The following is a 23,909-nucleotide window of genomic DNA, read 5'->3' as shown; positions in this document are numbered from 1 at the left end:
TCTGCTCAATCGGAGCACTCTCCATGTTTCGCTATTTCGAAAACCTCGTAGATCCTTTTGTCGCCTATAAAGAAGCCGACGCACCGCCCACGCGGCTGTGGCCCTTCATGCTGGATTATTCCAGGCCGTTCTTTCGGGTGTTTGTCTGGGCCGGGCTTTTGTCCGTCATTGTTGCCGCGGTCGAGGTTGGCCTGATCTACTACATGGGTCGTGTCGTCGACCTGCTGGGCGGATCGCCTACCGAGGTCTGGCAGACCCACGGAACCGAACTGTTGCTGGTGGCCGCGTTTATTCTGTTTTTGCGCCCGTTGCTGCATGTGTTTGACGTGTTGCTGCTGAACAACACCATTTTGCCGAACTTTGGCACGCTGATCCGATGGCGAGCGCATAAACATGTGTTGCGCCAGTCAGTTGGCTGGTTCGAAAATGACTTTGCCGGACGTATCGCCAACCGGATCATGCAAACCCCGCCCGCTGCGGGCGAGGTGGTGTTTCAGGTCTTTGACGCGATTTCGTTTTCGCTGGCCTATCTGATCGGGGCCGCGATCTTGCTGATTGCGGCCGATGCGCGATTGCTGTTGCCCCTGCTGATCTGGTTTGTGTTCTATGGCTTTCTGGTTCATTGGACGGTGAAACGCGTGGGCCCTGCGTCGCAGGCGGCCTCTGATGCGCGTTCGACCGTGACGGGGCGGGTGGTCGACAGCTATACCAACATCCACTCGGTCAAGATGTTTGCCCATGACACCCAGGAACTGGATTACGCCCGCGAAGCCATCAAGGAAACGCGCCGGACGTTTCAGGCCGAGATGCGGATTTTCACCGTCATGGATGTGGTTCTGGTCACCTTGAACGGGGTCCTGATCATTGGCGTTGTCGGTTGGGCCATTGCGCTGTGGATGCAAGGCAGCGCGTCCGTGGGCGTCGTGGCGGCGGCCACTGCCCTGACCCTGCGGCTGAACGCGATGACCGGTTGGATCATGTGGGCGCTGACCAGTTTCTTTCGCCAGCTTGGTGTGGTGGCGGAGGGGATGCAGACCATTGCCCAACCGATCGACCTGCTGGACGCACCGGATGCCAAGCCGTTGCAGCTGACCAGCGGTCAGATCGAAATCCGCGACCTGTCGCATCATTATGGACGCAAGACCGGCGGTCTGGATCACGTCAACCTGACCATCCATCCGGGTGAAAAGATTGGTTTGATCGGGCGATCGGGTGCCGGGAAATCAACCTTGGTCAAGCTGCTTTTGCGGTTCTACGACGTCGAAAACGGGGCAATCCTGATTGATGATCAGAACATTGCAAAGGTCACGCAAGACAGCCTGCGCAGTCATATCGGTATGGTGCAGCAGGACAGTGCGTTGCTGCACCGTTCGGTGCGTGACAACATCCTGTATGGCCGACCAGACGCCACCGAAGAACAGATGACTGCCGCCGCCAAACAAGCCGAGGCGCATGACTTCATCCTTGACCTGCAAGATCCGCAGGGGCGGACGGGATATGATGCACAAGTGGGCGAGCGCGGCGTAAAGCTCAGCGGTGGTCAGCGGCAGCGGGTGACCCTGGCGCGGGTGATCCTGAAGGACGCGCCAATCCTGTTGTTGGATGAGGCAACATCTGCCCTGGATTCCGAGGTTGAAGCGTCAATTCAGGACACCCTCTACGGTATGATGCAGGGTAAGACGGTGATCGCCATTGCCCACCGCCTAAGCACCATTGCGCAGATGGACCGTATTCTTGTCATGGATGGCGGCCGGATCGTTGAGCAGGGCGGCCATTCCGAGCTGTTGGCCCTGGGCGGGGTTTACGCCCAGTTCTGGGCGCGGCAATCTGGGGGTTTCCTGAACCCGGAGGCCGCAGAATGAGGATTGCCGACCTCATCAACCCGTTCAAGAACATCGAATCGCCCCCGCCGCAAACGCTGGGGGCGTTCATTCGGTGGTGCTTGTCGGGTGCATGGCCCATGCTGTTCGTCGCCGCGTTCTTTTCGGCCACGGCTGGCGCGCTAGAGGCCGGGACGGCCTGGATTCTGGGGCTGGTGGTCGATCTTGCAACATCCAGCGGGCCTGCGGGGTTCTTTACGGCCAGCAATATGTGGATGATCTTTGGGGCGGTGGCTTTTTTCATGCTGCTGCGCCCGGTACTGTTTGGCCTGTCCTCGGTATCGAACAACTATGTCGTCATGCCCAACATCACGCCGCTGGTGTTGGCCAAGCTGAACCGCTGGACGCTGGGGCAATCGGTTACCTTCTTCGATGACGATTTCGCCGGACGTATCGCGCAGAAACAGATGCAGACGTCGAATGCACTGACCTCGGTTGTGTCCGAGACAATCAGTGCGATCGTTTTTGCGATGGCATCCCTTGTGGGGTCTTTGCTTTTGTTAGGCTCTATTCATCCGCTGGTCATGCTGCCCTTTGCGGCTTGGTTGGTGGTATATTTCCTGCTGATCCGCTGGTATTTGCCGCGTGTTCGCAAACGCTCGGCGGCACGGGCGGGGGCGCGGGCAATGGTGTCCGGGCAAGTGGTTGACACAATCACCAACATCAAGACAGTCAAGCTGTTCGCCCATTCCGAATTCGAGGATCAGGCCGCGCGGAATTCGATGGTCGATCTGCGGGAAAAGTCGCTGGAATTTGGCAAGCTGTCGGCCAGCTTTCGGTTCTTTCTGATGACGCTGGCCGGGGTTCTGCCAGTTCTGCTGTTGGGTGCGACCTTGTGGTTGTGGCAGGTCGGATCTGCCACGGCGGGCGATATCGTGGCGGCGGGTGCGGTGTCGATCCGCATCGCACAGATGACCGGCTGGGTCAGCTTCACACTGATGGGTCTTTACGCAAATGTCGGCGAGATCGAGAACGGCATGAAGACGCTGACCTCGCGGGATCGGGTCGAAGATGCAAGCGATGCCACCAGCCTGAACGTGACCGATGGTCAGATCACCTTTGACAAGGTCAGCTTTGCCTATGGGCGTGACATTGGCGGCGTTACCGACCTGACGCTTACCGTTAAACCGGGTGAAAAGTTGGGTATCGTGGGGGCATCCGGGGCCGGAAAATCCACCCTCGTATCGCTGCTTTTACGGCTCTATGACGGTGAAAAAGGCGCGATCCGCATTGATGGGCAGGATGTGTCGAAGGTGACGCAGGACAGCCTGCGCCAGCAGATCGGCATGGTCACGCAGGAAACCGCGATGTTCAACCGATCCGCGCGCGAAAATATACTGTACGGCCGTCCCGATGCGTCCAAAGGCGACCTGATCGCGGCAGCCAAAAAGGCCGAAGCGCATGACTTTATCCTCAGCCTGCAGGATGCCCATGGCCGCACGGGTTATGACGCGCATCTGGGTGAGCGGGGCGTGAAGCTCAGCGGTGGACAGCGGCAGAGGATTGCCTTGGCCCGCGCCATCCTAAAGGACGCGCCGGTTCTGGTCTTGGATGAGGCGACTTCGGCGCTGGATTCCGAGGTCGAGGCCTCAATCCAGACGGCGCTGCACCGGGTCATGCAGGGCAAGACCGTGCTGGCGATTGCGCATCGCTTATCGACGCTAAGCGAGATGGATCGGATCATCGTGTTGGATCAGGGGCGGGTGGTTGAATCCGGCACCCATGACGCGCTGCTAGAGCAGGCCGGGCTTTATGCGCGGTTCTGGCATCGTCAGTCCGGCGGGTTCATTCAGGCCGAAGCAGCGGAATAAGGGTTTTGTTGCAGGCCAACCCCGGGTATCAGGCGCGTCATGACGCAGCAGTTCACCATAACCCGTCTGGGCCATCAGGGCGACGGCATCGCCGATGGCCCTGTCTATGCGCCGCGCACCCTGCCGGGTGAGGTGGTCAGCGGGACGTTACTGGGCCAGTTTCTAAGCGATATCCGGGTCGAGACGCCTTCGGATCAGCGGATCAAGGCCCCTTGCCGTCACTATAAGGCCTGCGGCGGTTGCCAGTTGCAGCACGCCGCGGATGATTTTGTTGCCGATTGGAAGGTCGATGTGGTGCGCAACGCGCTGGCTGCGCAGGGGCTAAAGGCGCAGATGCGGCCGATCCACACCTCGCCCGAACGTTCGCGCCGCCGGGCAACCATCGCCGTGCGGCGGACGAAAAAGGGCACCCTGGCCGGGTTTCACGGGCGTGCGTCGGATACAATCACTGAAATCCCCGATTGCCACCTGCTGGACCCCGCCCTGATCGCCGCCATCCCGGTGGCCGAGGCGCTGGCCCTATTGGGCGGCAGCCGCAAGGGCGTGCTGGCGGTGACGTTGACTCTGTCCGAAGGTGGTTTGGATGTGGCCGTCACAGGCGGCAAACCACTGGACGGCCCGCTGGAGCTGACCCTTGGGCAGGCAACTGAACAACACGGCCTTGCCCGGCTTAGCTGGGACGGAGAGGTGATCGCCATGCGTCAACCTCCGGTTCAACGCTTTGGTCTGGCCGGGGTTGTGCCGCCTCCGGGTGCGTTCCTGCAGGCGACGAAGGACGGAGAACAGGCTCTGTTACAGGCAGTTTTGCAGGCAACACAGGGTGCCAGGCGCGTTGCCGATCTGTTTGCCGGCAGCGGAACCTTCTCGCTGCCGCTGGCTCAATCCGCAGAGGTTCACGCGGTTGAGGGCGAAGCTGCCATGACGCAGGCGCTGGATCAGGGCTGGCGGCGGGCGCAGGGCCTGAAACGGGTCACGCCCGAGGCGCGCGATCTGTTCCGCCGCCCCTTGATGCCGGATGAGCTGAAATCTTTTGACGCCGTTGTGCTGGACCCGCCCCGCGCCGGGGCCGAGGCGCAGGTGGCTGAATTGGCCAAGGCGCTGCGCCCGGTGATCGCCTATGTCTCGTGCAATCCGGTCACCTTTGCGCGGGATGCAAAAACACTGGTTAATGCAGGCTACACCCTTGAATGGGTCCAGGTGGTCGACCAATTTCGGTGGTCGTCACACACGGAACTTGCCGCGCGGTTTGTGCTGGAGCCCGCATCATGAGCAGACAGGAGAGTATCAGAATGGGGTTCACTCAGCGCCTGCTGGCCATCATCGAAAGCCCCTCGTTTGGGCGCTTCATCACCGGTGTCATCATTTTCAACGCCGTTTTGCTGGGGATGGAGACATCGCCAACCCTGATGGACAGCATCGGCCCCCTGATCGTAACGCTGGACAGCCTTTGCCTGACCATCTTCGTGGCTGAGATCGGGATGAAACTGGTGGCCAATGGGCGCCGGTTTTTCACAAATGGCTGGAATATTTTCGATTTCGTGATTGTCGGCATCGCTTTGGTGCCCGGTGGGGCCGGTCTTTCGGTGTTGCGGGCGCTGCGTATTCTGCGGGTGTTGCGCGTCATTTCGGTTGCGCCGCGTCTGCGCCGGGTGGTCGAGGGCTTTATCTCGGCCTTGCCGGGTATGGCCAGCGTGTTCCTGTTGATGGCGATCCTGTTCTATATTGGCGCGGTGATCTCGACCAAGCTGTTCTCGGGCACGTTCCCTGATTGGTTCGGCGATCTGGGCCTATCGGCCTATACGCTGTTTCAGATCATGACGCTGGAAAGCTGGTCCATGGGCATCGTGCGCCCCGTGATGGAGGTGTACCCCTATGCCTGGCTGTTCTTTGTGCCCTTCATCATGGTCACCACCTTTGCGGTGGTGAACCTGCTGGTCGGTCTGATCGTGAACTCGATGCAGGACGCGCACCATGCCGAGGATGAGGTGAAAACCGACGCCTACCGCGACGAGGTGCTGGAGCGGCTCGAGTCGATCGAGCGCCGTCTGACGGATCCACAATACATCAAAAAGTGATTTCAGTTTTTCGGATTTCTGGCATAATAGCTAAAAAAAAGAGCAGTAGCAGGCAGTGAACATGGATCGTCGAGCATTTGGATTGGGTGCCATGGCAACGCTGAGCGTTTCGGCATGTGCCTCAGCCAGCCCCAGATTTCTGACTTACGAAGGCCCCGAGGTGACCTCGATGGTCATCAACAAAGGCGCGCGGAAGCTTTACCTTCTGCATAACGAGCGAATTCTCAAGGAATACTCGGTCAAACTGGGTTTTGCGCCGAATGGCACCAAGACCAAGCGCGGTGATGGCCGCACGCCCGAGGGCAGCTATCTGATCGACCGTCGCAACCCCAACAGCCGGTATCACCTGTCGTTGGGAATTTCCTACCCGAACTCGCAGGATATCGCCCAGGCCAAGGCGGCCGGTGTCGACCCAGGTGGTGACATCTTCATTCATGGTGAACCGAAATCGCGGTCAGAGGTGAAGCGCGCCAAAAAGACGCCGGACTGGACCGCAGGTTGTATCGCCGTCAAGAACGAAGAGATAGAAGAGATCTATGCGATGGTGAACCGGGGCACGCTGATCACGGTGCGCCCGTAAGCGGATTCCAATCCCCGAACCCAAACTGCAAATAGTCGCGCTGATACGCCTCGGCGGCCAGCGCCTCCAGCTTTTCGTCGTAAATGTCGCTCAGCGTATACGAGGTGTCTGGCGCGACCTTGCCCAAAGCGGGCGGCGCGTCATGCCCCAGCCGATGTGCCAGATCCCTAAGGGCTGTTGCGGCTTCTTCTTCGTGCAGGATCAGATCGGGCATCGCAAAGCCGGACATCCCCTCAAGCACCTGCGCTTGACTGGACCAGACTCCATCCACCCGGACCGGCGTTTGACCGGCCAGATTCTGGCGTAGAAACACCAAAAAGGCAGAAAACGCCTCATAATGCTGTTCGACCGGGTAATTGTCTTTGCGCAGTTGTCCGGGGATCGGCAGTTTGAACCTGTTGCGCAGCATATTGCGGATCTTGAGGTAAGCGCCGGGTTCCGTGCTTAGAATATAGGTGCAGAACGCCGTATGCGCCCGCGCCAGAGGATGGCGTAGCACCGTGAATTTCTTATGTCCGGGGTGGTCGCGAAGCCAGTTCCGCATCTGTTTGCGGTTCTGATTGGTCGACAGCTTATCTGTACTGACAGCGTCCAGATCAGCCAGCCACCGGGTCACCGGCCCCTCGGCGCCACCGCGCAGAGGCATATAAATCAGTGGCGTTTTGGCGGCCGCGACATAGCTGCCAACTGCCGGTCCGCGCCGGGGTTCCAGATTTGGCGTGCGGTGCAGATTGAAGCTGTCGATCCGTGACAGCGCCTGCTCCATCTCGTCGGGGTTTGTCACTTTGGACAGCGCGGGTTCGGGATTCTGCGGCTTTAGCGTATCGTCAAGCGAGGACAGCCGCGCCGGTACGCCCAGCCATTCGGCCAGCCCATTCAGCGTGTCCAGACGGTTCAGATCGTCGTATGAGATGTAAAACCCTGTCTGCCCCGACGACTGAAGGCTGTGCAGCAGCAGCAATTGGAACTGCTGTTGCTGTTCCAGATACGCCTCGAATTCGTGGGCGTCGAATTCAATCTGCGCCTCGCGTCGACGTTTGATGTTCTTCAACTGCCATTGCTTGGTTTCCCGCGCGATTTTCAACGACACATAGCTGTCCAGCGGATTGCGCGTCAGAATGATCTTGGCACAGCGAGGATCGGCCAAAGCAGGCTCTAACACACGGGGATCATGGCCCTGAAAAAACCGAAACCCGTTCAGATCACCCGGGGCCGCGCGTATTGCCTGAATCAACCGGGACGGATCATTGTCGCGTTCCGCGATCGAAACCCCCAGCAGATCGTCGGATTTGAGGCGACCGATGAAATGCGGGTTAAAGGCCTCACCATGGCAGGCGACGCCCTCCAACGCGTTCAGGTTGGCCTCAAGCAGGTTCGAGCCGGTGCGCATGGCGGCGAGGACGATGAAATAGTCGAATTCTGTGGTCATGAGAAGTTATTGTACAAGATAGGGTTTCCGGAACGGTTTGATCTGTGCGCCAAACACATCGTCAGGTGGGAAATCACCCATCAAATAGGGGTGCATGCCCTGGTTCTTGAGGTTTTGCAGGAATTGCCCGAACCCGGATAACTCCACCATTTTCGGCGCTTCGGTCAGGTGGCTTTGATGATTAAACCCGATTTCTTCGATCATGGATTGCAGCGGCTCCATCGGGGATTCGATGAACTCGGCCAGGGACCAGGTTCGAACCTGTGCTTTGGTCCAGACAGACGTCAGAATATCCAGCTGTTTGGTTTCGATCCGCTGCAGGCGCGCTGCCTCGATCCGAATATCGGCGAAGTTCATGTTCGACCGGAACAGGGGAATGGCCCAGGCACCTGTGATCACGGACAGCCTTGCGTTCTTGTCGCGCGCCAGGAACCAATTGATGTCCTGTGTGTCCGCAGGCCCGAACTGGAAACATTGCCGCTGGCCCCGCGTGTTCCAAATCAGGTTCGAGACAAAAGCAGTGGGATTATAGTCGCGCAGCGTCGCGCAATCACTAAGCACGCCGTTGATGATCGTGTCGCCACCGGCGAATTCTGCGCGATCTGGGGCGAACAGATGCCCATGGACCCGCGCCCCTGTGGCGTCCGCCAGCCACGGTTCGAAATCCTCGAACAGTTCGGTAAAGCCCTGGAAGACCGAATAGGGAAATGAGGTCAGGCCATTTTCGCTGCCGTGGCGCGGAAAGCGGCTTTGCATATACAGGCCGTCGCGCCCCCGGGTTCGCCGCTCGACCGCCTTTGAAAAAATACGGTCGATCTTGCCGGGGTTCGGTTCGGCAGGTTTCATGGCGCTCGCCTGATCGGTCAGAAAGGACTGATACAGCCGATCTGCCTGCGGCCAGATCTTGCGGGCCACGAAACAGTCGGACCGGCGCAGCAATTGAAGGTGATCATCGTAGAAGATGTGCGGGCGACCCTGAAAATCGAACTTGGACAGCGTCAAAGACCGGCTTTCGATATGAGTCGAATAGAGCCGCGTCAGCGTCTGAAAGTAGCTTTCATCCGGAATCCAGACCCGCCGGAAATATCGGTCATAGGTCTTTCGCTTGGGGTCCTGAAGGATGGCTGACAGGGTCTGCCGGGTCAGGCACCACCATTGGCTGCCCATATGCGGCGTCAGCCCTTCGGGGATGCGGCGGCGTATTCTCAGGGCGCGTTGCAATTTCACGTAAGTATCAAACAGCTTGCGATGATTGCGCCACGAAAACGGAAACTGCAGGGTGAACCGTTCCTGATCCAATCCCCCAATGGTCCAGCTGACATCGGCGGTGGTCGCGCTTTCGATGAAATCGACGCGGGGGCGGTCGGACAGATACTCAATCAGTTCTTGCACCGGTCGCAAGGGCAGGCACGATCCTGAGGACAGATACACGTGACGCACATCGGGGAATGTTTCAAGCATTAGCGCAGCTGCGGTTTGCGTTGCCGCCACGATGCCCCAGCCGCCCCATTCGCACACATGCCTGTCCGAAAACCGGATCAGCGGATCGTCTGAGCAAGCCGAGACAAATTTGGAATACACCTGGTTTGTAATCTTTTGATCCACGTGGATCACCACCGGGCACCCCGAGGCCGTCCAGTGACGTGCGACCTGTTCCGCCCGGTGCAATGCGGTGTGGACCAGCATGACGATGCCAAGGCGGTTCATGCCCAGTTTCCCTTGGACATGAGACCCAGAATCTCAAGCTGTCGCCAATTGATGTATTTTTCGGATTGATCGCACCAGAAAACGGGATTGTGGCCCAACTTTTCGGCATAGGCACGGTATTCGTTGGATTTGCCGTAATGTTGGCCGCGCGCAAGCTCCTCTTGGGCTTTGTCGCCCAGGATATCGATCAGTTTGGCATGCAACAGCGCGCCGCTGGTCTTTTCGCCGCCCCATTCGTCATAGACCTGGTTCAGCCCGCGCGGCAGCAATGAATGGGTCGAACTGACATAGGCATAGCGCCTATCCCATTTCACCAGCGAGATTTTGTTCAGCGCGGGTGCCCTGGAGGGGTTTTCCGGGAAAAATACCCGCGCGCGTGGGCCGCCTTGAATCCACAGGTTTCGATATTCCGGATTCTTTGTGATCATATAGTTTCCGGCATCGAACCAACTGGCAATTTCGAAAGGATCGCGCCCTTCGTCATAGGGTTCAGCATCCACAGTTCCCCGCGGGTACATGTCGATCAGCATTGTGCCGAAACTGCGCACACCGCACCCGTTCAGCCAATCGGTCAATGCCCGAATGGGCCGGGTGTCGCAGAACGGGTAGATAAAGAATTCATCGGGGTCGACTGTCAGAGCCCAATGTCCGTGGGCGTATTTGCGCAACAGGTAGTTCGACCAATCAAGACCAAACCCAGCCCGCTTGTAACTTGTCTTGGCCAGCCAGACTGAAACATCCGGCTGGTGTGCCAGATAGTCCAATGTGTCGTCGTCGCTGTCGTTATCAACGAACAGGAAATGATTGACCCCCAGCCTGCGGTAGTACTCCAGAAAATAGGGCAGGCGGATCTTCTCGTTCCGGATCACGCTAATCAACAGGATATCCTGGCGTTGGATATTGGCGGTGTTGTCGGCGATTGACAGCAGTTCCCGCCGTTTGCGCAGGCAACGCATCAGACGGCGCTTGCGCCGCAATCTCATCCGGTATGAATCCAACAGGCTCACGCGAGCGCTCAACCTTCTTGTTTACGCGAGCATGCCCGGGAGCTGGATAATCCAGAGTGGTGCCGGGCAAATGCGGTTTTATGCCATCTTTGCATGTTTCAAGGCAACGCCTTTAAAAGTCGTTAGTCCGATGCGTTGTTTTTGTGTTTTCACCAGTCGATTTTGCCCATCAATCCCAACTGCTGCAATGGCAACCAGCCGCTGTACTGCACAGATTCCGTGGTCCACATATCGGGGCGGTCAGTGATTGCATCGTAATATGTCTCAAATTGGTCGGGATCGTGAAAATGCTGACGCCGCGATTTCTCAGTTGTGGATTTTCTGACCACTTCGGGCAGGAACTTTGTGTGCAGCAATACGCCCGATGGGGTCGTGCCACCCGGCCCGTCATAGGCCGCGTTCAGTTGCCGGGGTAGGGCGGAATGACATGAATTTACATAAGCATAGCGCCGCGACCACCGCACCAGTGGGATTTTGTTCAACGTGGGTGAATGTCGGGATTGGTCGGCAAAGAACATGCGGTCACGCGCGCCGCCCTGCACCCAGAGATTCCCCAGCGGGCTTTGCCGTTGAACCCGATAAGGACCAGGGTCGAACCAGCCCAGAACCGTGGTCGGGTCCGTTTCGGGGTCGTAGGCCTGCGCACCCAGCGGACCTTTGGGGTAAAGATCCAGCATCAGCGCACCAAATGCTACGCGGCCTTGCTGATCCAGCGCTGTGGTCAGGTCCTGCAGGGACCGGCTGTCATGGTCGGGATAGATCAGCAGCTCATCAGCGTCGACCATCAGGGTCCAGTGGCCGTGCCCATGGCGCATTTGCAGCCATGTCAGCCAATCCAGCCCATATCGTGCGGCGCGATAGCTGGCGCGGGTCTGCCAAAGCGACACATCCGGCTGATCACGCAGAAATTCGGCAGACCCATCATCACTGCCGTTGTCGACAATCAGGAAATGATCCACCCCCAGCGCCCGGTAATGGCGAAAAAACCACGGCAGGCGGGTGATTTCGTTGCGCAGTGTGGTAAAGGCCAGGATCGCGCCGGGCTTGATCTGCGCAGTTTGATCGTTCAGGCAGGACAGTTGACGGCGGCTGCGAAAAGATCGCCACAGCAGCCGTCGCCGTTTCAGGCGCAACCGATACTTTTGCACCCATCCGATGGGTGGAAGGTTGTCGGCTGCGAAATCGGTCACCAGTGGCTCATTTCTCGTAATTACCGTTCTGGTGCCAGCGCCATGCGTCACCGATCATCGTCTCTAACGTTGATCGCTTCGGCGCCCAGCCCAGCTCTTGCCCGGCCCGGACCGAGCCCGAGACCAGCTTGGTGCAATCCCCGGCCCGGCGCGGTCCGATGGAATGAGGCACCTCGCGATTGGTGACGGCTTTGGAATGGCCGATTACATCCATCACCGAAAAGCCCGACCCGGTGCCCAGATTGAACACGCGGCTGCCTTTGTCCTGTTCCAGCCAGTTCAGCCCCAGCACATGCGCATCCACCAGATCGCAGACATGCACATAGTCGCGGATGCAGGTGCCGTCGGGCGTGTCGTAATCGGTGCCGAACACCGTCAGCCCGGCGCGCTTGCCGTCAATCGCATCCAGCATCAGCGGCACCAGATGGGTTTCGGGGCGGTGAAATTCACCCACCTCACCGTCCGGGTCGGCACCGGCCACGTTGAAATAGCGAAAGATCACGTGGTTCAGCCCATGCGCGGCCTCAAAATCGCGCAAGATATCCTCGATCGCGCGTTTGGACGCTCCGTAAGCGTTCAGTGGCAATTGCGGCGTGTTTTCATCCAGCACCACATTGTCATGCTCGCCGTAGGTGGCGCAGGTTGATGAGAACACGAAGTTCAGGCAGCCAGCGGCCACGGCGGCCTCGATCAGGTTCAGGGATCCGGTGACGTTGTTGGTCCAGTATTTACCGGGTTCGGACATTGCCTCACCCACTTGGCTAAGGGCGGCGAAATGCATCACGGCGGCGGGCTGGTACTTGGCGAAAACCTCGTCCAGACGGGTGCGATCCAGCAGGTCGCCCTGTTCAAAGGGTCCGAATTTTACCGCGTCCTGCCAGCCGGTGATCAAATTGTCATAGGTTACCGGCGTATAGCCCGCCTGCGATAATGCTTTGCAGGCATGAGAGCCGATGTATCCGGCACCTCCGGTCACAAGAATATTGGTCATCTAATTTTCCAGATCAAAAAACTTTTCCTACAGCTTTGCCGTCAAGCTGGTGTGCGCCAGAGGGAACCCGGATCAATCCAGCCCCATGGCGGCCATCATCTCCTCTAGTTTTGGCACGTCCTGCGGGTTGTTCAGCTCCCAGAACTGGCGACCTTTGGCCTCAACCTCGACGCACAGAACCTTGCGGCCGTTTTCCATGAACCGCAGCTGCTCCAGACCTTCCAGCTGTTCCAGCGGACCGGTGGGCCAGGTGGGATACGCAGCCAACGCATCGGGGCGATAGGCGTAGACGCCGACATGGTGGAAGACCGGTGTCGGGTCCTGACCGGCATAGGTTTGCGCGGTATAGGGCACGACCTCTTTCGAGAAATACATCGCGCTGTGATCGGCAGCGAACACAGCGGTGGTACCGCCGACACGCCCATGTTTGCGGTCATTCAGCAGGCCGTTCAGCGCATCGCCATCGCAGCGCAGCACCGGCGTAGCGACTCCTGCCTCGGGCGCAGCGCGCAAACCGGTAACCAGATCTTCGACAAACCAATGCGGGGTCAGCGGTGCATCGCCCTGCAGGTTCACCACGATGTCATAGCCCGCGCCAAGGGTCGTATGGGCCTCGGCGCAGCGTTCGGTGCCGTTGCCGCAGGATTCCGAGGTCATCACCACCTCGGCCCCAAATCCTTCGGCCACTTCGCGGATGCGGTCGTCGTCGGTGGCCACCACCACCTTGTCCACCCCCGAGACGGAACAGGCGGCGCGCCATGACCGCTCAATCAGGGTCATCGCGACACCATTGGCACCGGTCAGCGGCACCAGCGGTTTGCCGGGATACCGGGTCGAGGCGTAACGGGCGGGAATGGCGATCAGAACGGACATCAGGCCTCCTTCAGGTCAACACCCGGAGCGTAGGCGATAAAGAACGGGTTTGCATAGCCGTCCTTGCCATAGGTCAATGGTGAATGATCATCAAAACGGACAACCTTGCCGCCTGCACCGGCCAGAACCGCGTGACCGGCGGCGGTGTCCCACTCCATCGTGCGGCCAACGCGGGGATAGATATCCGCCTCGCCAGTGGCGATCAGACAGAACTTCAACGACGAGCCTGCGCTTTTGCTGTCCTGTACCTGATACTTATTGATGTAGTCATCCGTGGCCTGATCCCTGTGGGATTTAGAGGCCACCACCAAAAGCGCAGAATTGTCCGGATCAGAGACTGATATTGGTGTCACATCGCCGACCTGTGCCTTATCCAACGCGCCGGTTTCCTCAACCGCCTGACCATCGGCCTGGGTATAGAACATGCGTCCCCGGGCAGGGGCGTATACCACACCACGGGTCGGTACACCGTTTTCGACCAGCGCGATATTCACAGTGAAATCGCCACGCCGGTTGATGAATTCCTTGGTACCGTCCAGCGGATCAACGATCAGAAAGGTATCAGCCTTTTCAGAATGCGAGGCGGCCTGTTCCTCGGTCACAAGCAAGATATCGGGAAAAGCCGCGCGCAGACCGGCCGAGATCAGAGCATCGGCGGCTTCGTCCGCTTCGGTCACGGGGCTGGCGTCGGATTTGACCTTTACATCGAAATCATCGGCCTCATAGATCTGCATGATCGTGTCACCAGCTTCCAGAGCAAGACGTCGAATGACGGGAATGAGGGCGTCGTAGGTCACAAAAAAGCTCCGTTCCTGTGGTTTGTTGATCGAAAATCCTGATGGCCTTATGATGCGCTGGTTACGGAACAGCAAGAATTTCGTGGCAGGTTGCAGGCAGTAATACGGGAAAGACGCTTCGGGTGTTTTATTTCAAGCGAAATCAGACGTTGCTGGGCGGCGCGTTCACGACAGGGGAACTGGTTTTCCACGCTGTTGTCCGCAATGTGCGGTCGCAACATTCAAATGCCGTGCTGGCGATCATAATAAACATTCTTCAGGTTCTGGCCCTGGTGTTGGTGTTTTATTTGATCATGTCCTTCATGGGGACGCGCATTGCCAAAATCCGGGGTGAGTTCATTTTGTACCTGCTGTCCGGCGTGTTCCTGTTTCTGACGCATATCAAGGCCGTCAGCGCGGTTGCGGGGGTTGGCACCGGAAACAACCCGATGATGCTGCACTCGCCCATGAACATGATGGTTGTGTTGCTGGCGACGGCCTGCGGCTCTTTCTATACGCAATTGGTGACCATCATCGTGATCTTGTTCCTGTACAGCGTCACAGTTGCGCCCTTGGTTATTCAAGAGCCGGGCGGGGCCTTTGCGATGCTGGTTCTGGCGTGGTTCACCGGCTGTTCGGTCGGGTTGGTGTTCATGGCGCTCAAGCCTTGGTTTCCGACCACTGTCACGCTTCTCAGTAATATTTACCGGCGATTGAACATGGTCTTTTCGGGAAAGATGTTCGTGGCGAACGCGCTGGGCGGTAGCCTGCTGCTGATGTTCACATGGAACCCGCTGTTTCACATCATCGACCAATGCCGCGGTTTTGTTTTTCGAAACTATTTCCCACGCAACACCAGTTGGGAATATGCGCTTTGGGTCGGGTTGGTGCTGTGGCTGGTCGGTATGCTGGGCATTTTTTATACCCGTCAGTTTGTCTCGCAAAGTTGGGGTGCGCGCCGTTAACTGGCGACTCGCAGGGTCAGGTTGATCCGCCCGCCCTTGGGCAGCAGTTTTGATGAGCCGAACCGGATGCGGTCAATACCGTGATAGGTCAGCCGGGCGGGGCCGCCCATCACCACGACATCTCCGGAATTCAGCCATATGGATTCCGTCTTGCCGCCCCGGCTTGTATTTCCGATCCGGAACATCGCGTCGTCTCCCAGCGAGATTGACAGGACCGGCCAGGAAAAATCGGCCTCGTCCTTGTCTTGATGCAGCCCCATCCGGGCATCTTCCCCGTAGTAGTTGATCAAACAGCAATCAGGGTCTCGGTCGGGGCTGGCCAGATCCCGCCAGATATCCAGAATTGCGTCGGGAATGGTCGGCCATTCCATTCCCTTGGGATGCTGGGGCTGATACCTGTATCCGGTTTTGTCGGTGACCCAGCCCAGCGACCCGGCCGAGGTCATGCGCACCGACATTTCCTTGCCAGACGGGGTGACCGGGCGAAACAGCGGCGCGGTTTTCAGAATCGGGCGTAACAGCGCAATCAGCCGGGCCTGCGCGGGCCCGTCCAGATACGCTTTTCTGATATCGAATCCGCGCAAAAGCAGCCGCGTCATGTAAGATTCCCCGATCCTTGCCAAAACCTTGCCAAAAAAGGCCGCAGATTCCCCAAAACCTGCGTTTTACACCGCTTGCAGGCTTTTGGTCTCGCCCTTATATACGCCGGGACGCGTGATGGTGTAGGGCCATTGCGCAATTCAGATCGGGGCCGGGATGCCGTAGCGGGTTCAGGCCTCGGGACATCGCCTTGAAGAGAAAGGGATCGAACATATGGGAAAAGTAATCGGGATTGACCTCGGCACCACCAATTCGTGTGTGGCCATCATGGACGGCTCGCAGCCGAAGGTCATCGAAAACGCAGAAGGGGCGCGGACCACGCCCTCGATCGTCGCCTTCACCGAAGATGAGCGTCTGGTCGGTCAGCCTGCAAAACGCCAGGCGGTCACCAACCCCGACAACACGATTTTCGGCGTCAAGCGCCTGATCGGTCGTCGTGTGGATGATGCCGAAGTCGAAAAAGACAAGAAAATGGTGCCGTACAACATCGTCAACGGTGGCAACGGCGACGCGTGGGTTGAAGCCCGCGGTGAAAAATACTCCCCAAGCCAGATCTCGGCCTTCACTCTGGGTAAGATGAAGGAAACCGCCGAGAGCTATCTGGGTGAGGAAGTCACGCAAGCTGTGATCACCGTTCCAGCCTATTTCAACGACGCCCAGCGTCAGGCCACCAAAGACGCGGGCAAGATCGCCGGTCTGGAAGTGCTGCGGATCATCAACGAGCCGACAGCGGCCGCGCTGGCCTATGGTCTGGACAAGGAAGAAACCCAAACCATCGCGGTCTATGATCTTGGTGGCGGTACGTTCGACGTGACCATTCTGGAAATCGACGACGGTCTGTTCGAGGTCAAATCGACCAACGGCGACACCTTCCTGGGTGGTGAAGACTTTGACATGCGCATCGTCAACTATCTGGCGGATGAGTTCAAAAAGGAACACGGCGTCGATCTGAGCAAGGACAAGATGGCCCTGCAGCGCCTGAAAGAAGCCGCTGAAAAAGCCAAGATCGAACTGTCCTCAACCTCGCAGACCGAGATTAACCAGCCGTTCATCTCGATGGGCGCCAATGGTCAGCCGCTGCACATGGTCATGAAGCTGACCCGTGCCAAGCTGGAATCGCTGGTTGGCGATCTGATCAAGAAGTCGATGAAGCCCTGCCAGGCCGCTCTGAAAGACGCAGGCCTGTCGGCTGGCGACATTGACGAGGTTGTTCTGGTCGGTGGTATGACCCGGATGCCGAAAGTGATCGAAGAGGTCACCAAATTCTTCGGCAAAGAGCCGCACAAAGGTGTGAACCCGGACGAAGTGGTTGCCATGGGCGCCGCCATTCAGGCCGGTGTTCTGCAAGGCGACGTCAAAGACGTGGTTCTGCTGGACGTGACCCCGCTGTCGCTGGGGATTGAAACCCTGGGTGGCGTGTTCACCCGTCTGATCGACCGCAACACCACGATCCCGACGAAAAAGTCTCAGGTCTTTTCGACCGCCGAAGACAACCAGAACGCCGTGACCATCCGTTGTTTCCAGGGTGAGCGCGAAATGGCCGCGGACAACAAGATCCTGGGTCAGTTCAATCTGGAAGAGATCCCGCCCGCACCGCGCGGCATGCCTCAGATCGAGGTGACTTTTGACATCGACGCCAACGGTATCGTCTCGGTTTCGGCCAAGGACAAAGGCACCGGCAAAGAGCAAAAGATCACCATCCAGGCATCGGGTGGTCTGTCGGACGAAGATATCGACAAGATGGTCAAGGACGCCGAAGATAACGCCGAGGCGGACAAGGAACGCCGCGAGCTGATCGAGGCGAAGAACCAGGCAGAAAGCCTGATTCACTCGACCGAGAAATCCGTCGAAGAACATTCGGACAAAGTCGATCCGACAACCGTCGAAGCCATCGAACTGGCGATTGCCGCGCTGAAGGACGAGCTGGAGACCGAGAATGCCGACAAGATCAAGTCGGGCATCCAGAACGTCACCGAAGCCGCAATGAAGCTGGGTGAGGCCATCTATAAGGCGCAAGCTGAAGAGACCGAAGACGAGCCTGCGGCGGCAGATGCTGCGCCGACCGGTGAAGATGACATCGTCGATGCCGAGTTCGAAGATCTGGACGACGACAAGCGTAAGTAACGGGAAACCGGGCCAATTCGGGCCGGTCCGGTTACCGGGCCGGCCCGATTACGTTGAGACATAAGGAACTACTGATGTCCAAACGCGACTATTACGATGTGCTCGGCGTGTCCAAGGGCGCATCGGCGGATGAAATCAAGAAAGGTTTTCGTACGAAAGCCAAGGCATTGCATCCGGATCGCAATAAGGACAACCCGGATGCCGAGTCGCTGTTCAAAGAGGCGAACGAGGCCTATGACGTGCTGCGCGACGCCGACAAAAAGGCCGCATATGACCGCTTTGGCCATGCCGCATTTGAAAACGGCATGGGCGGCGGCGGTCGTCCCGGTGGCGGCTTTGGTCAGGGTGATTTCTCCAGCGCATTTTCGGATGTGTTTGACGATCTTTTCGGCGATTTCATGGGCGGTCAGCGCAGTGGCGCAGGCGGTGGACGCCGCGCCGCACGGGGGTCGGACCTGCGTTATAACCTGCGCGTAACGCTGGAAGAAGCTTACGCCGGATTGCAAAAAACCATCAGCGTGCCCGCCGCCGTGGCGTGTTCAGCCTGCGAAGGATCAGGGGCAGAAGGTGGCGTCGAGCCGACCATGTGTCCGACGTGTTCCGGCATGGGTAAAGTTCGCGCGCAACAGGGTTTTTTCACCGTTGAACGCACGTGCCCGACCTGTTCTGGTTTGGGTCAGATCATCAAGAATCCCTGCAAATCCTGTCAGGGTGCGGGTCGCGTTGAAAAAGAACGTGCCCTGTCGGTGAACATCCCCGCCGGTGTCGAAACCGGAACCCGAATCCGCTTGGCGGGTGAGGGTGAGGCCGGAATGCGCGGTGGTCCCCCGGGCGATCTGTATATTTTTGTCGAAGTCTCAGACCACAGACTGTTCGAACGCGACAGCGTGAACCTCTATTGCCGCGTGCCGGTCAGCATGGCCAAAGCGGCACTGGGTGGGTCAATCGAAGTCCCCACCATCGACGGCGGCCGGGGTCGGGTTCAGATACCGGCAGGCAGCCAGTCGGGTCGCCAAATGCGTCTGCGTGGCAAAGGTATGCCCGCCCTGCGCGGCGGCGGCATCGGTGACATGTTTATAGAACTGGCCGTGGAAACCCCGGTCAACCTGACAAGCCGTCAAAAAGAGTTATTGCAGGAATTCGACGATCTGGGCGAAGATAACCACCCGGAATCCAAAAGCTTCTTTTCATCCGTAAAATCCTTTTGGGATGGAATGAAGAGCTGACCGGAAGTCACTAAAGGGGGCTCTGCCCTCGCCGCCGCAAGCGGCGACTCCCCGGGATACTTCTGGCCAGATGAAGCAGGGTGTCCGTTCTTCATCTGGCTGAAAATATCCCGGAGCGCGAGGCAGAGCCTCGCAAATTTCATAGCTATCCAAATTCGAATTGGCCTTATTTGTTGGTTCAGGGTGGTTATACTCTAAAACAATTCCTTCTTGATTTTTGTCGCGCCGCCTGAGAGTGTCCGGCACAACCGTTGGGGTGCCCTGATCTGAGGGCTGAGAGGCGCGGAAGCGTCAACCCATCGAACCTGATCCGGGCAATACCGGCGGAGGGAACGGTCTAACAAACACAGACGTTTTCCATGCCCCCGTTGCCCACAGAAGATGGAGCAGCGATATGGTGCCGATAGCTTTGACAATTGCCGGATCGGACAGCGGCGGCGGGGCCGGGATTCAGGCGGATCTCAAGGCGATGTCGGCATTGGGGGTTTATGGCGCAAGCGTCATTACGGCTGTTACCGCTCAGAACACCCAGGCTGTTACCGCGGTACACGGTATCCCATTGGATGTGATATCCGCTCAGATTGATGCGGTGCTCAGCGATCTGGAGGTTCGGGCGATCAAAATCGGTATGCTGGCCACACCGGATATCATCCATACCGTCGCAGCCGGGATTGCCGATTTTCAAGGCCCTATCGTGTTGGACCCGGTTATGATCGCAAAGTCCGGGGATCCATTGCTGGCTGAGGACGCGGTGCAGACTTTGCGTGATGTCCTGCTGCCCCGCGCCACTGTACTTACACCGAACCTGCCCGAAGCCGCCTGTTTGCTGGCCTGCTCTGATGCTGAAGCCCCGGATGATATGATCGCGCAGGGGCAGGCGCTTTGCGCTTTGGGTGCTCAGTCCGTTCTGATGAAGGGTGGTCATGGCAAAGGGGACGTCTGCCATGACGTGTTGATCAGTGGCCCGGGTCAGATCACCGAATACACAGTGCCGCGGCTAGAGACTGGGAATACCCATGGTACGGGATGCACCTTGTCTTCTTCGATCGCTGCGGGTTTGGCGAAAAACCTGTCGCTGGTGGATGCGGTGGCTCAGGCCCACGCCTATCTTCAGGGCGCGATCACACACGCGGATGATCTGAAGGTGGGGCGGGGCCACGGGCCGGTCCACCATTTCCACCGGGTTTGGTCCGCGTGACGGTCTGGTCCGTCATAGGTGCTGGCGTTGCCGGTTTGGCTGTGGCCTCGGAGCTGGTGGCGCGCGGGGCAAAGGTGCAGGTGTTTGACCCCGGTGGACCGCCCGGCCCGCATGGGTGTTCCTGGTGGGCGGGCGGTATGCTTGCCCCGTGGTGTGAGTTTGAGAACGCCGAAGAACCGGTGCTGCGGCTGGGGCAGAACGCAATTGACTGGTGGGCCGGGCGCACTCGGGTGCACCGGCGCGGGACTTTGGTTGTGGCCAATTCACGTGACCTGCCGGATTTGCGCCGATTTGCGCGGCGTACTGAGGGGTTGGTTGACGTCAATGGCCCCAAAATTACTGAATTAGAGCCTGATCTGAATAGCTTCAGCAAAGGACTGTTGTTCGAAGCTGAGGCTCATCTGGACCCGCGGCAAGCGCTGCGCGACCTGCATCGCCAGCTGTGCGATCAGGGTGTTGTGTTCCACCAGAAACTCGCTCCGCCCCGGCTTGAGAATGCCATAGATTGCCGGGGCCTTCATGCCCGCGAAGTGCTGCACGACCTGCGCGGTGTCAAAGGTGAGATGCTGGTGATCCGTTGTCCGGATGTGACGCTGACCCGGCCCGTGCGCCTGCTGCATCCGCGTATGCCGCTTTACATCGTGCCGCGCGGTGACGGCGTCTATATGCTGGGCGCGACGATGATCGAATCCGAGGACAGCAGCCGCATCACCGCCCGTTCGATGCTGGAACTGCTCAGCGCAGCCTATGCGCTGAACCCGGCCTTTGGCGAGGCCGAGGTGCTGGAGATCGGCGTCGATCTGCGCCCGGCTTTTCCCGATAACCTGCCACGTATCCGGCGGTTGGGGCACACGATCTATGCCAACGGGCTGTATCGCCACGGTTACCTTCTGGCCCCGGCTTTGGCGCAGGGCGTGGCGGATCTGGCGCTGGACAACAAACATTCGGAGTTGGTCGATGAAGATCGTGCTTAATGGTGAACCCCGTCAGGTGCAGGCGACAACCCTGACTGATCTGCTGGCAGAATGTGGCTTTACCGGGCGTGTCGCCACCGCCGTGAATGAGGAATTTGTGCCCTCAAGCCTGCGCAGTGGGTGCACATTGAATGAAGGCGATCGGGTGGAAATCCTGTCGCCGATGCAGGGGGGCTGAGGATGAAGACGTTTTATGGCACCGAATTGCCCAACCCGCTGATGCTGGGCACGGCGCAATATCCCAGCCCGGCCATTCTGGAACGCGCCTTTCGCGACAGTGGCGCAGGTGTCGCTACCGTGTCATTGCGGCGCGAATCCGGTGCCGGTCAGGCGTTCTGGCAGATGATCCGCGATCTGGGCGCGCTGATCCTGCCCAACACCGCAGGGTGTCACACGGTGAAAGAGGCGGTAACCACCGCCCATATGGCGCGTGAGGTGTTTGACACCAAATGGGTCAAGCTGGAACTGATCGGCCATACCGACAGCCTGCAACCGGATGTGTTCCAATTGGTCGAGACCGCGCGCATCCTGACCGAGGACGGGTTTCAGGTCTTCCCCTATACCACCGACGATCTGATCGTCGGCGAACGTCTATTGGGCGCGGGGTGTGAGGTTCTGATGCCCTGGGGCGCACCGATCGGGTCGGGGCGCGGTTTGAACAACACCTATGCCCTGCGCGCGATGCGGGCCGAGTTCCCGGAGGTGCCATTGGTGATCGACGCGGGCGTCGGCCTGCCCAGCCATGCCGCGCAGGCGATGGAATTGGGATATGACGCTGTTCTGCTCAACACCGCTGTTGCCCGTGCGGGGGATCCGGCGGCGATGGCGCGGGCGATGATGCTGGCGATTCAGGCCGGGCAACTGGCCCATCAGGCTGACCCGATTGAGGCGCGCGATATGGCCGAACCTTCGACTCCTGTGATCGGAAAGGCGTTTTTGTCATGACACTGGATCGCTTTTACCCGATCTTCGACCACTCGGACTGGTTGCGGCGGATGCTGCCCCTGGGTGTGAAGTTGGTGCAATTGCGGATCAAGGATCAGCCCGACGCGGTGGTGCGGGATCAGATCGCCACTTCGCGTGACCTCTGCCGGGACCGTGGCGCGGTTCTGGTGATCAACGACCATTGGCAGCAGGCCATCGACGCGGGCTGCGACTGGGTTCATCTGGGACAGGAAGATCTGGACGAGGCCGATCTGAAAGCCATCCGCAAGGCGGGGCTGAAGCTGGGCGTCTCAACTCATGATGAGGAAGAGTTGGAGCGGGTTCTGGCGATGGACCCGGATTATGTGGCACTGGGGCCGGTCTATCCGACCATCCTGAAAAAGATGAAATGGCACCAACAGGGCCTGCCCCGGGTCACCGAATGGAAGGCCCGCGTCGGCGCGATCCCTCTGGTCGGCATCGGCGGGATGAGCGTTGAACGCGCGCCGGGCGTGTTGCAGGCGGGGGCCGATATCGTCTCGGCCGTGACAGACATCACCCTGAACGCCGACCCCGAAGGCCGCGTGCGTGAATGGATCGAGGCCACGCGATGAGCCGCTATGCCCGCCAGATGATCCTGCCGCAGGTCGGCGCGGAAGGTCAGGCCCGCCTGACCACTGCCCGCGTTCTGGTGGTGGGTGTCGGCGGCCTGGCGGCACCGGCGTTGCCGCTGCTGGCCGGGGCAGGGGTTGGTCATCTGACTCTTGTGGATGGGGATGACGTTGCCCTGTCGAACCTGCATCGCCAGACGCTGTTTTCGGAACGGGATTGCGGTCAACCCAAGGCGCAGATTGCTGCGCGGCGCTGTGCTGAGCTGAATGGTGATGTCAAAATTGACGCGCGCATTCAGTCTCTAACAAACAAAAATGCGCCGGAATTGGTGGCAGGGGTCGATCTGGTTCTGGATTGTGCCGACAGCTATGCGGTCAGCTATACCCTCTCCGATATCTGCCGCGATCAAAACACACCGCTGATCAGCGCCTCGGCCCTTGGGCTGTCGGGCTATGTCGGCGGGTTCTGCGGCGGTGCGCCATCTTTGCGCGCGGTGTTTCCCGATGCCCCCGACAGCGGTGCCAGCTGCGCCACCGCGGGGGTGCTGGGACCGGTGGTCGGGATGCTGGGCGCAATGCAGGCGCAGATGGCGCTGGGCGTGCTGCTTGGGTTTGACCCGTCGCCGCTGGGCCAGATGGTGCAATTCGACGCGCAGACCTGCCGCAGCAGCAGCTTTCGGTTCGACGACGCGCCGGAACCGGGCCAGTATTTCCCCTTTGTCGCGCCCGCGCAGCTGACATCAGACGATCTGATCGTCGAACTGCGCAGCGTTGATGAGGCCCCTGACCCGATCCACCCCACCGCGCGTCGCATCGCGCCTGACACCCTGAAATCAGAGCCTGATGCGGGCCAAAGACTGGCTCTTTGCTGTGCAACCGGCCTGCGGGCCTGGCGCACGGCGGAACAGGTTAAACCGGATTGGCCGGGCGAGATTGTCCTCGTCGCGGCCTCAACCTCGTGAACAGAA

At 59.1% G+C, this 23,909-nt stretch carries 22 protein-coding genes and 1 riboswitch; of the genes, 14 read left to right on the top strand and 8 right to left on the bottom strand.

Annotated elements, in window-relative coordinates; all coding sequences use genetic code 11:
• The first annotated feature begins 23 nt into the window (after positions 1-23).
• The 5 genes from JT51_RS15365 to JT51_RS15345 all read left to right on the top strand — a co-directional run bounded on the left by JT51_RS15365 (position 24) and on the right by JT51_RS15345 (position 6,346).
• Positions 24-1,862 (top strand): ABC transporter ATP-binding protein, encoded by a 1,839-nt coding sequence (locus JT51_RS15365; protein ID WP_037314652.1) that lies wholly within the window; start codon positions 24-26, stop codon positions 1,860-1,862.
• Positions 1,859-3,691, top strand: coding sequence for an ABC transporter ATP-binding protein (locus JT51_RS15360; protein WP_037314650.1), 1,833 nt, complete (start codon positions 1,859-1,861; stop codon positions 3,689-3,691). Before JT51_RS15365 ends, JT51_RS15360 begins: the two co-directional genes overlap by 4 nt.
• Positions 3,692-3,730: 39 nt before the next feature.
• Positions 3,731-4,960, top strand: coding sequence for a class I SAM-dependent RNA methyltransferase (locus tag JT51_RS15355; RefSeq protein ID WP_037314647.1), 1,230 nt, complete (start codon positions 3,731-3,733; stop codon positions 4,958-4,960).
• Between the two features lie 20 nt (positions 4,961-4,980).
• Positions 4,981-5,766, top strand: a complete 786-nt coding sequence (locus tag JT51_RS15350) for an ion transporter (RefSeq protein WP_037314645.1) — start codon at positions 4,981-4,983, stop codon at positions 5,764-5,766.
• Between the two features lie 61 nt (positions 5,767-5,827).
• Positions 5,828-6,346: a L,D-transpeptidase family protein gene (locus JT51_RS15345; RefSeq protein WP_037314642.1), complete on the top strand. Its 519-nt coding sequence runs from the start codon at positions 5,828-5,830 to the stop codon at positions 6,344-6,346.
• Here the strand turns inward: JT51_RS15345 and JT51_RS15340 are convergent.
• The 7 genes from JT51_RS15340 to cysQ all read right to left on the bottom strand — a co-directional run bounded on the left by JT51_RS15340 (position 6,330) and on the right by cysQ (position 14,340).
• Positions 6,330-7,775 (bottom strand): hypothetical protein, encoded by a 1,446-nt coding sequence (locus JT51_RS15340; RefSeq protein WP_037314639.1) that lies wholly within the window; start codon positions 7,773-7,775, stop codon positions 6,330-6,332. The genes JT51_RS15345 and JT51_RS15340 overlap by 17 nt on opposite strands.
• 6 nt (positions 7,776-7,781) lie before the next feature.
• Positions 7,782-9,482 carry a beta-1,6-N-acetylglucosaminyltransferase gene (locus tag JT51_RS15335; RefSeq protein WP_037314636.1) on the bottom strand — a complete coding sequence of 567 codons (1,701 nt, stop codon included), beginning with the start codon at positions 9,480-9,482 and terminating at the stop codon, positions 7,782-7,784.
• A complete protein-coding gene (locus tag JT51_RS15330) occupies positions 9,479-10,465 on the bottom strand; it encodes a glycosyltransferase family 2 protein (protein ID WP_037314633.1) in 987 nt (328 codons plus the stop codon). The genes JT51_RS15335 and JT51_RS15330 overlap by 4 nt, the downstream gene beginning before the upstream one ends.
• Positions 10,466-10,638: 173 nt before the next feature.
• Complete coding sequence (locus JT51_RS15325; protein WP_037314630.1) at positions 10,639-11,679, bottom strand: glycosyltransferase family 2 protein; 1,041 nt, start codon at positions 11,677-11,679, stop codon at positions 10,639-10,641.
• 7 nt (positions 11,680-11,686) lie between these two features.
• Positions 11,687-12,670: a UDP-glucose 4-epimerase GalE gene (gene galE / locus JT51_RS15320; RefSeq protein ID WP_037314627.1), complete on the bottom strand. Its 984-nt coding sequence runs from the start codon at positions 12,668-12,670 to the stop codon at positions 11,687-11,689.
• A 72-nt stretch (positions 12,671-12,742) separates the two neighbouring features.
• Positions 12,743-13,543 (bottom strand): 3-deoxy-manno-octulosonate cytidylyltransferase family protein, encoded by an 801-nt coding sequence (locus JT51_RS15315; RefSeq protein ID WP_037314625.1) that lies wholly within the window; start codon positions 13,541-13,543, stop codon positions 12,743-12,745.
• On the bottom strand, positions 13,543-14,340 hold the full coding sequence (cysQ, locus tag JT51_RS15310) for a 3'(2'),5'-bisphosphate nucleotidase CysQ (RefSeq protein WP_037315387.1): 798 nt from the start codon (positions 14,338-14,340) through the stop codon (positions 13,543-13,545). The genes JT51_RS15315 and cysQ overlap by 1 nt, the downstream gene beginning before the upstream one ends.
• A 122-nt stretch (positions 14,341-14,462) precedes the next feature.
• Between cysQ and JT51_RS15305 the strand changes: the two genes are divergently transcribed.
• Positions 14,463-15,284 carry an ABC transporter permease gene (locus JT51_RS15305; protein ID WP_051927602.1) on the top strand — a complete coding sequence of 274 codons (822 nt, stop codon included), beginning with the start codon at positions 14,463-14,465 and terminating at the stop codon, positions 15,282-15,284.
• Here the strand turns inward: JT51_RS15305 and JT51_RS15300 are convergent.
• On the bottom strand, positions 15,281-15,883 hold the full coding sequence (locus JT51_RS15300; RefSeq protein ID WP_037314623.1) for an alpha-ketoglutarate-dependent dioxygenase AlkB family protein: 603 nt from the start codon (positions 15,881-15,883) through the stop codon (positions 15,281-15,283). The genes JT51_RS15305 and JT51_RS15300 overlap by 4 nt on opposite strands.
• Before the next feature lie 214 nt (positions 15,884-16,097).
• Between JT51_RS15300 and dnaK the strand changes: the two genes are divergently transcribed.
• From dnaK to JT51_RS15260, 8 genes are all read left to right on the top strand, one after another.
• Positions 16,098-18,008: a molecular chaperone DnaK gene (dnaK, locus tag JT51_RS15295; RefSeq protein WP_037314621.1), complete on the top strand. Its 1,911-nt coding sequence runs from the start codon at positions 16,098-16,100 to the stop codon at positions 18,006-18,008.
• Positions 18,009-18,082: 74 nt separating this feature from the next.
• On the top strand, positions 18,083-19,234 hold the full coding sequence (gene dnaJ / locus JT51_RS15290; RefSeq protein WP_037314618.1) for a molecular chaperone DnaJ: 1,152 nt from the start codon (positions 18,083-18,085) through the stop codon (positions 19,232-19,234).
• A gap of 242 nt (positions 19,235-19,476) precedes the next feature.
• Positions 19,477-19,583: riboswitch (TPP riboswitch) on the top strand.
• A 45-nt stretch (positions 19,584-19,628) separates the two neighbouring features.
• Positions 19,629-20,432: a bifunctional hydroxymethylpyrimidine kinase/phosphomethylpyrimidine kinase gene (gene thiD, locus JT51_RS15285; protein ID WP_037314615.1), complete on the top strand. Its 804-nt coding sequence runs from the start codon at positions 19,629-19,631 to the stop codon at positions 20,430-20,432.
• Positions 20,429-21,406: an FAD-dependent oxidoreductase gene (locus tag JT51_RS15280; RefSeq protein ID WP_037315380.1), complete on the top strand. Its 978-nt coding sequence runs from the start codon at positions 20,429-20,431 to the stop codon at positions 21,404-21,406. The genes thiD and JT51_RS15280 overlap by 4 nt, the downstream gene beginning before the upstream one ends.
• The gene (gene thiS, locus JT51_RS15275; RefSeq protein ID WP_037314612.1) at positions 21,390-21,584 is read left to right on the top strand and encodes a sulfur carrier protein ThiS; all 195 of its coding nucleotides are present in this window, start codon (positions 21,390-21,392) and stop codon (positions 21,582-21,584) included. The genes JT51_RS15280 and thiS overlap by 17 nt, the downstream gene beginning before the upstream one ends.
• Positions 21,585-21,586: 2 nt before the next feature.
• Positions 21,587-22,351 (top strand): thiazole synthase, encoded by a 765-nt coding sequence (locus tag JT51_RS15270; RefSeq protein ID WP_037314608.1) that lies wholly within the window; start codon positions 21,587-21,589, stop codon positions 22,349-22,351.
• Positions 22,348-22,944: a thiamine phosphate synthase gene (locus tag JT51_RS15265; RefSeq protein WP_037314604.1), complete on the top strand. Its 597-nt coding sequence runs from the start codon at positions 22,348-22,350 to the stop codon at positions 22,942-22,944. The genes JT51_RS15270 and JT51_RS15265 overlap by 4 nt, the downstream gene beginning before the upstream one ends.
• Complete coding sequence (locus JT51_RS15260) at positions 22,941-23,903, top strand: HesA/MoeB/ThiF family protein (RefSeq protein ID WP_081894713.1); 963 nt, start codon at positions 22,941-22,943, stop codon at positions 23,901-23,903. Before JT51_RS15265 ends, JT51_RS15260 begins: the two co-directional genes overlap by 4 nt.
• Positions 23,904-23,909: the final 6 nt, after the last annotated feature.

The sequence above is a fragment of the Ruegeria halocynthiae genome (genome assembly GCF_000743705.1).
In the GTDB taxonomy this organism is placed as follows: Bacteria; Pseudomonadota; Alphaproteobacteria; order Rhodobacterales; family Rhodobacteraceae; genus Ruegeria; species Ruegeria halocynthiae_B.
This window is presented reverse-complemented; position numbering and strand designations above follow the sequence as displayed.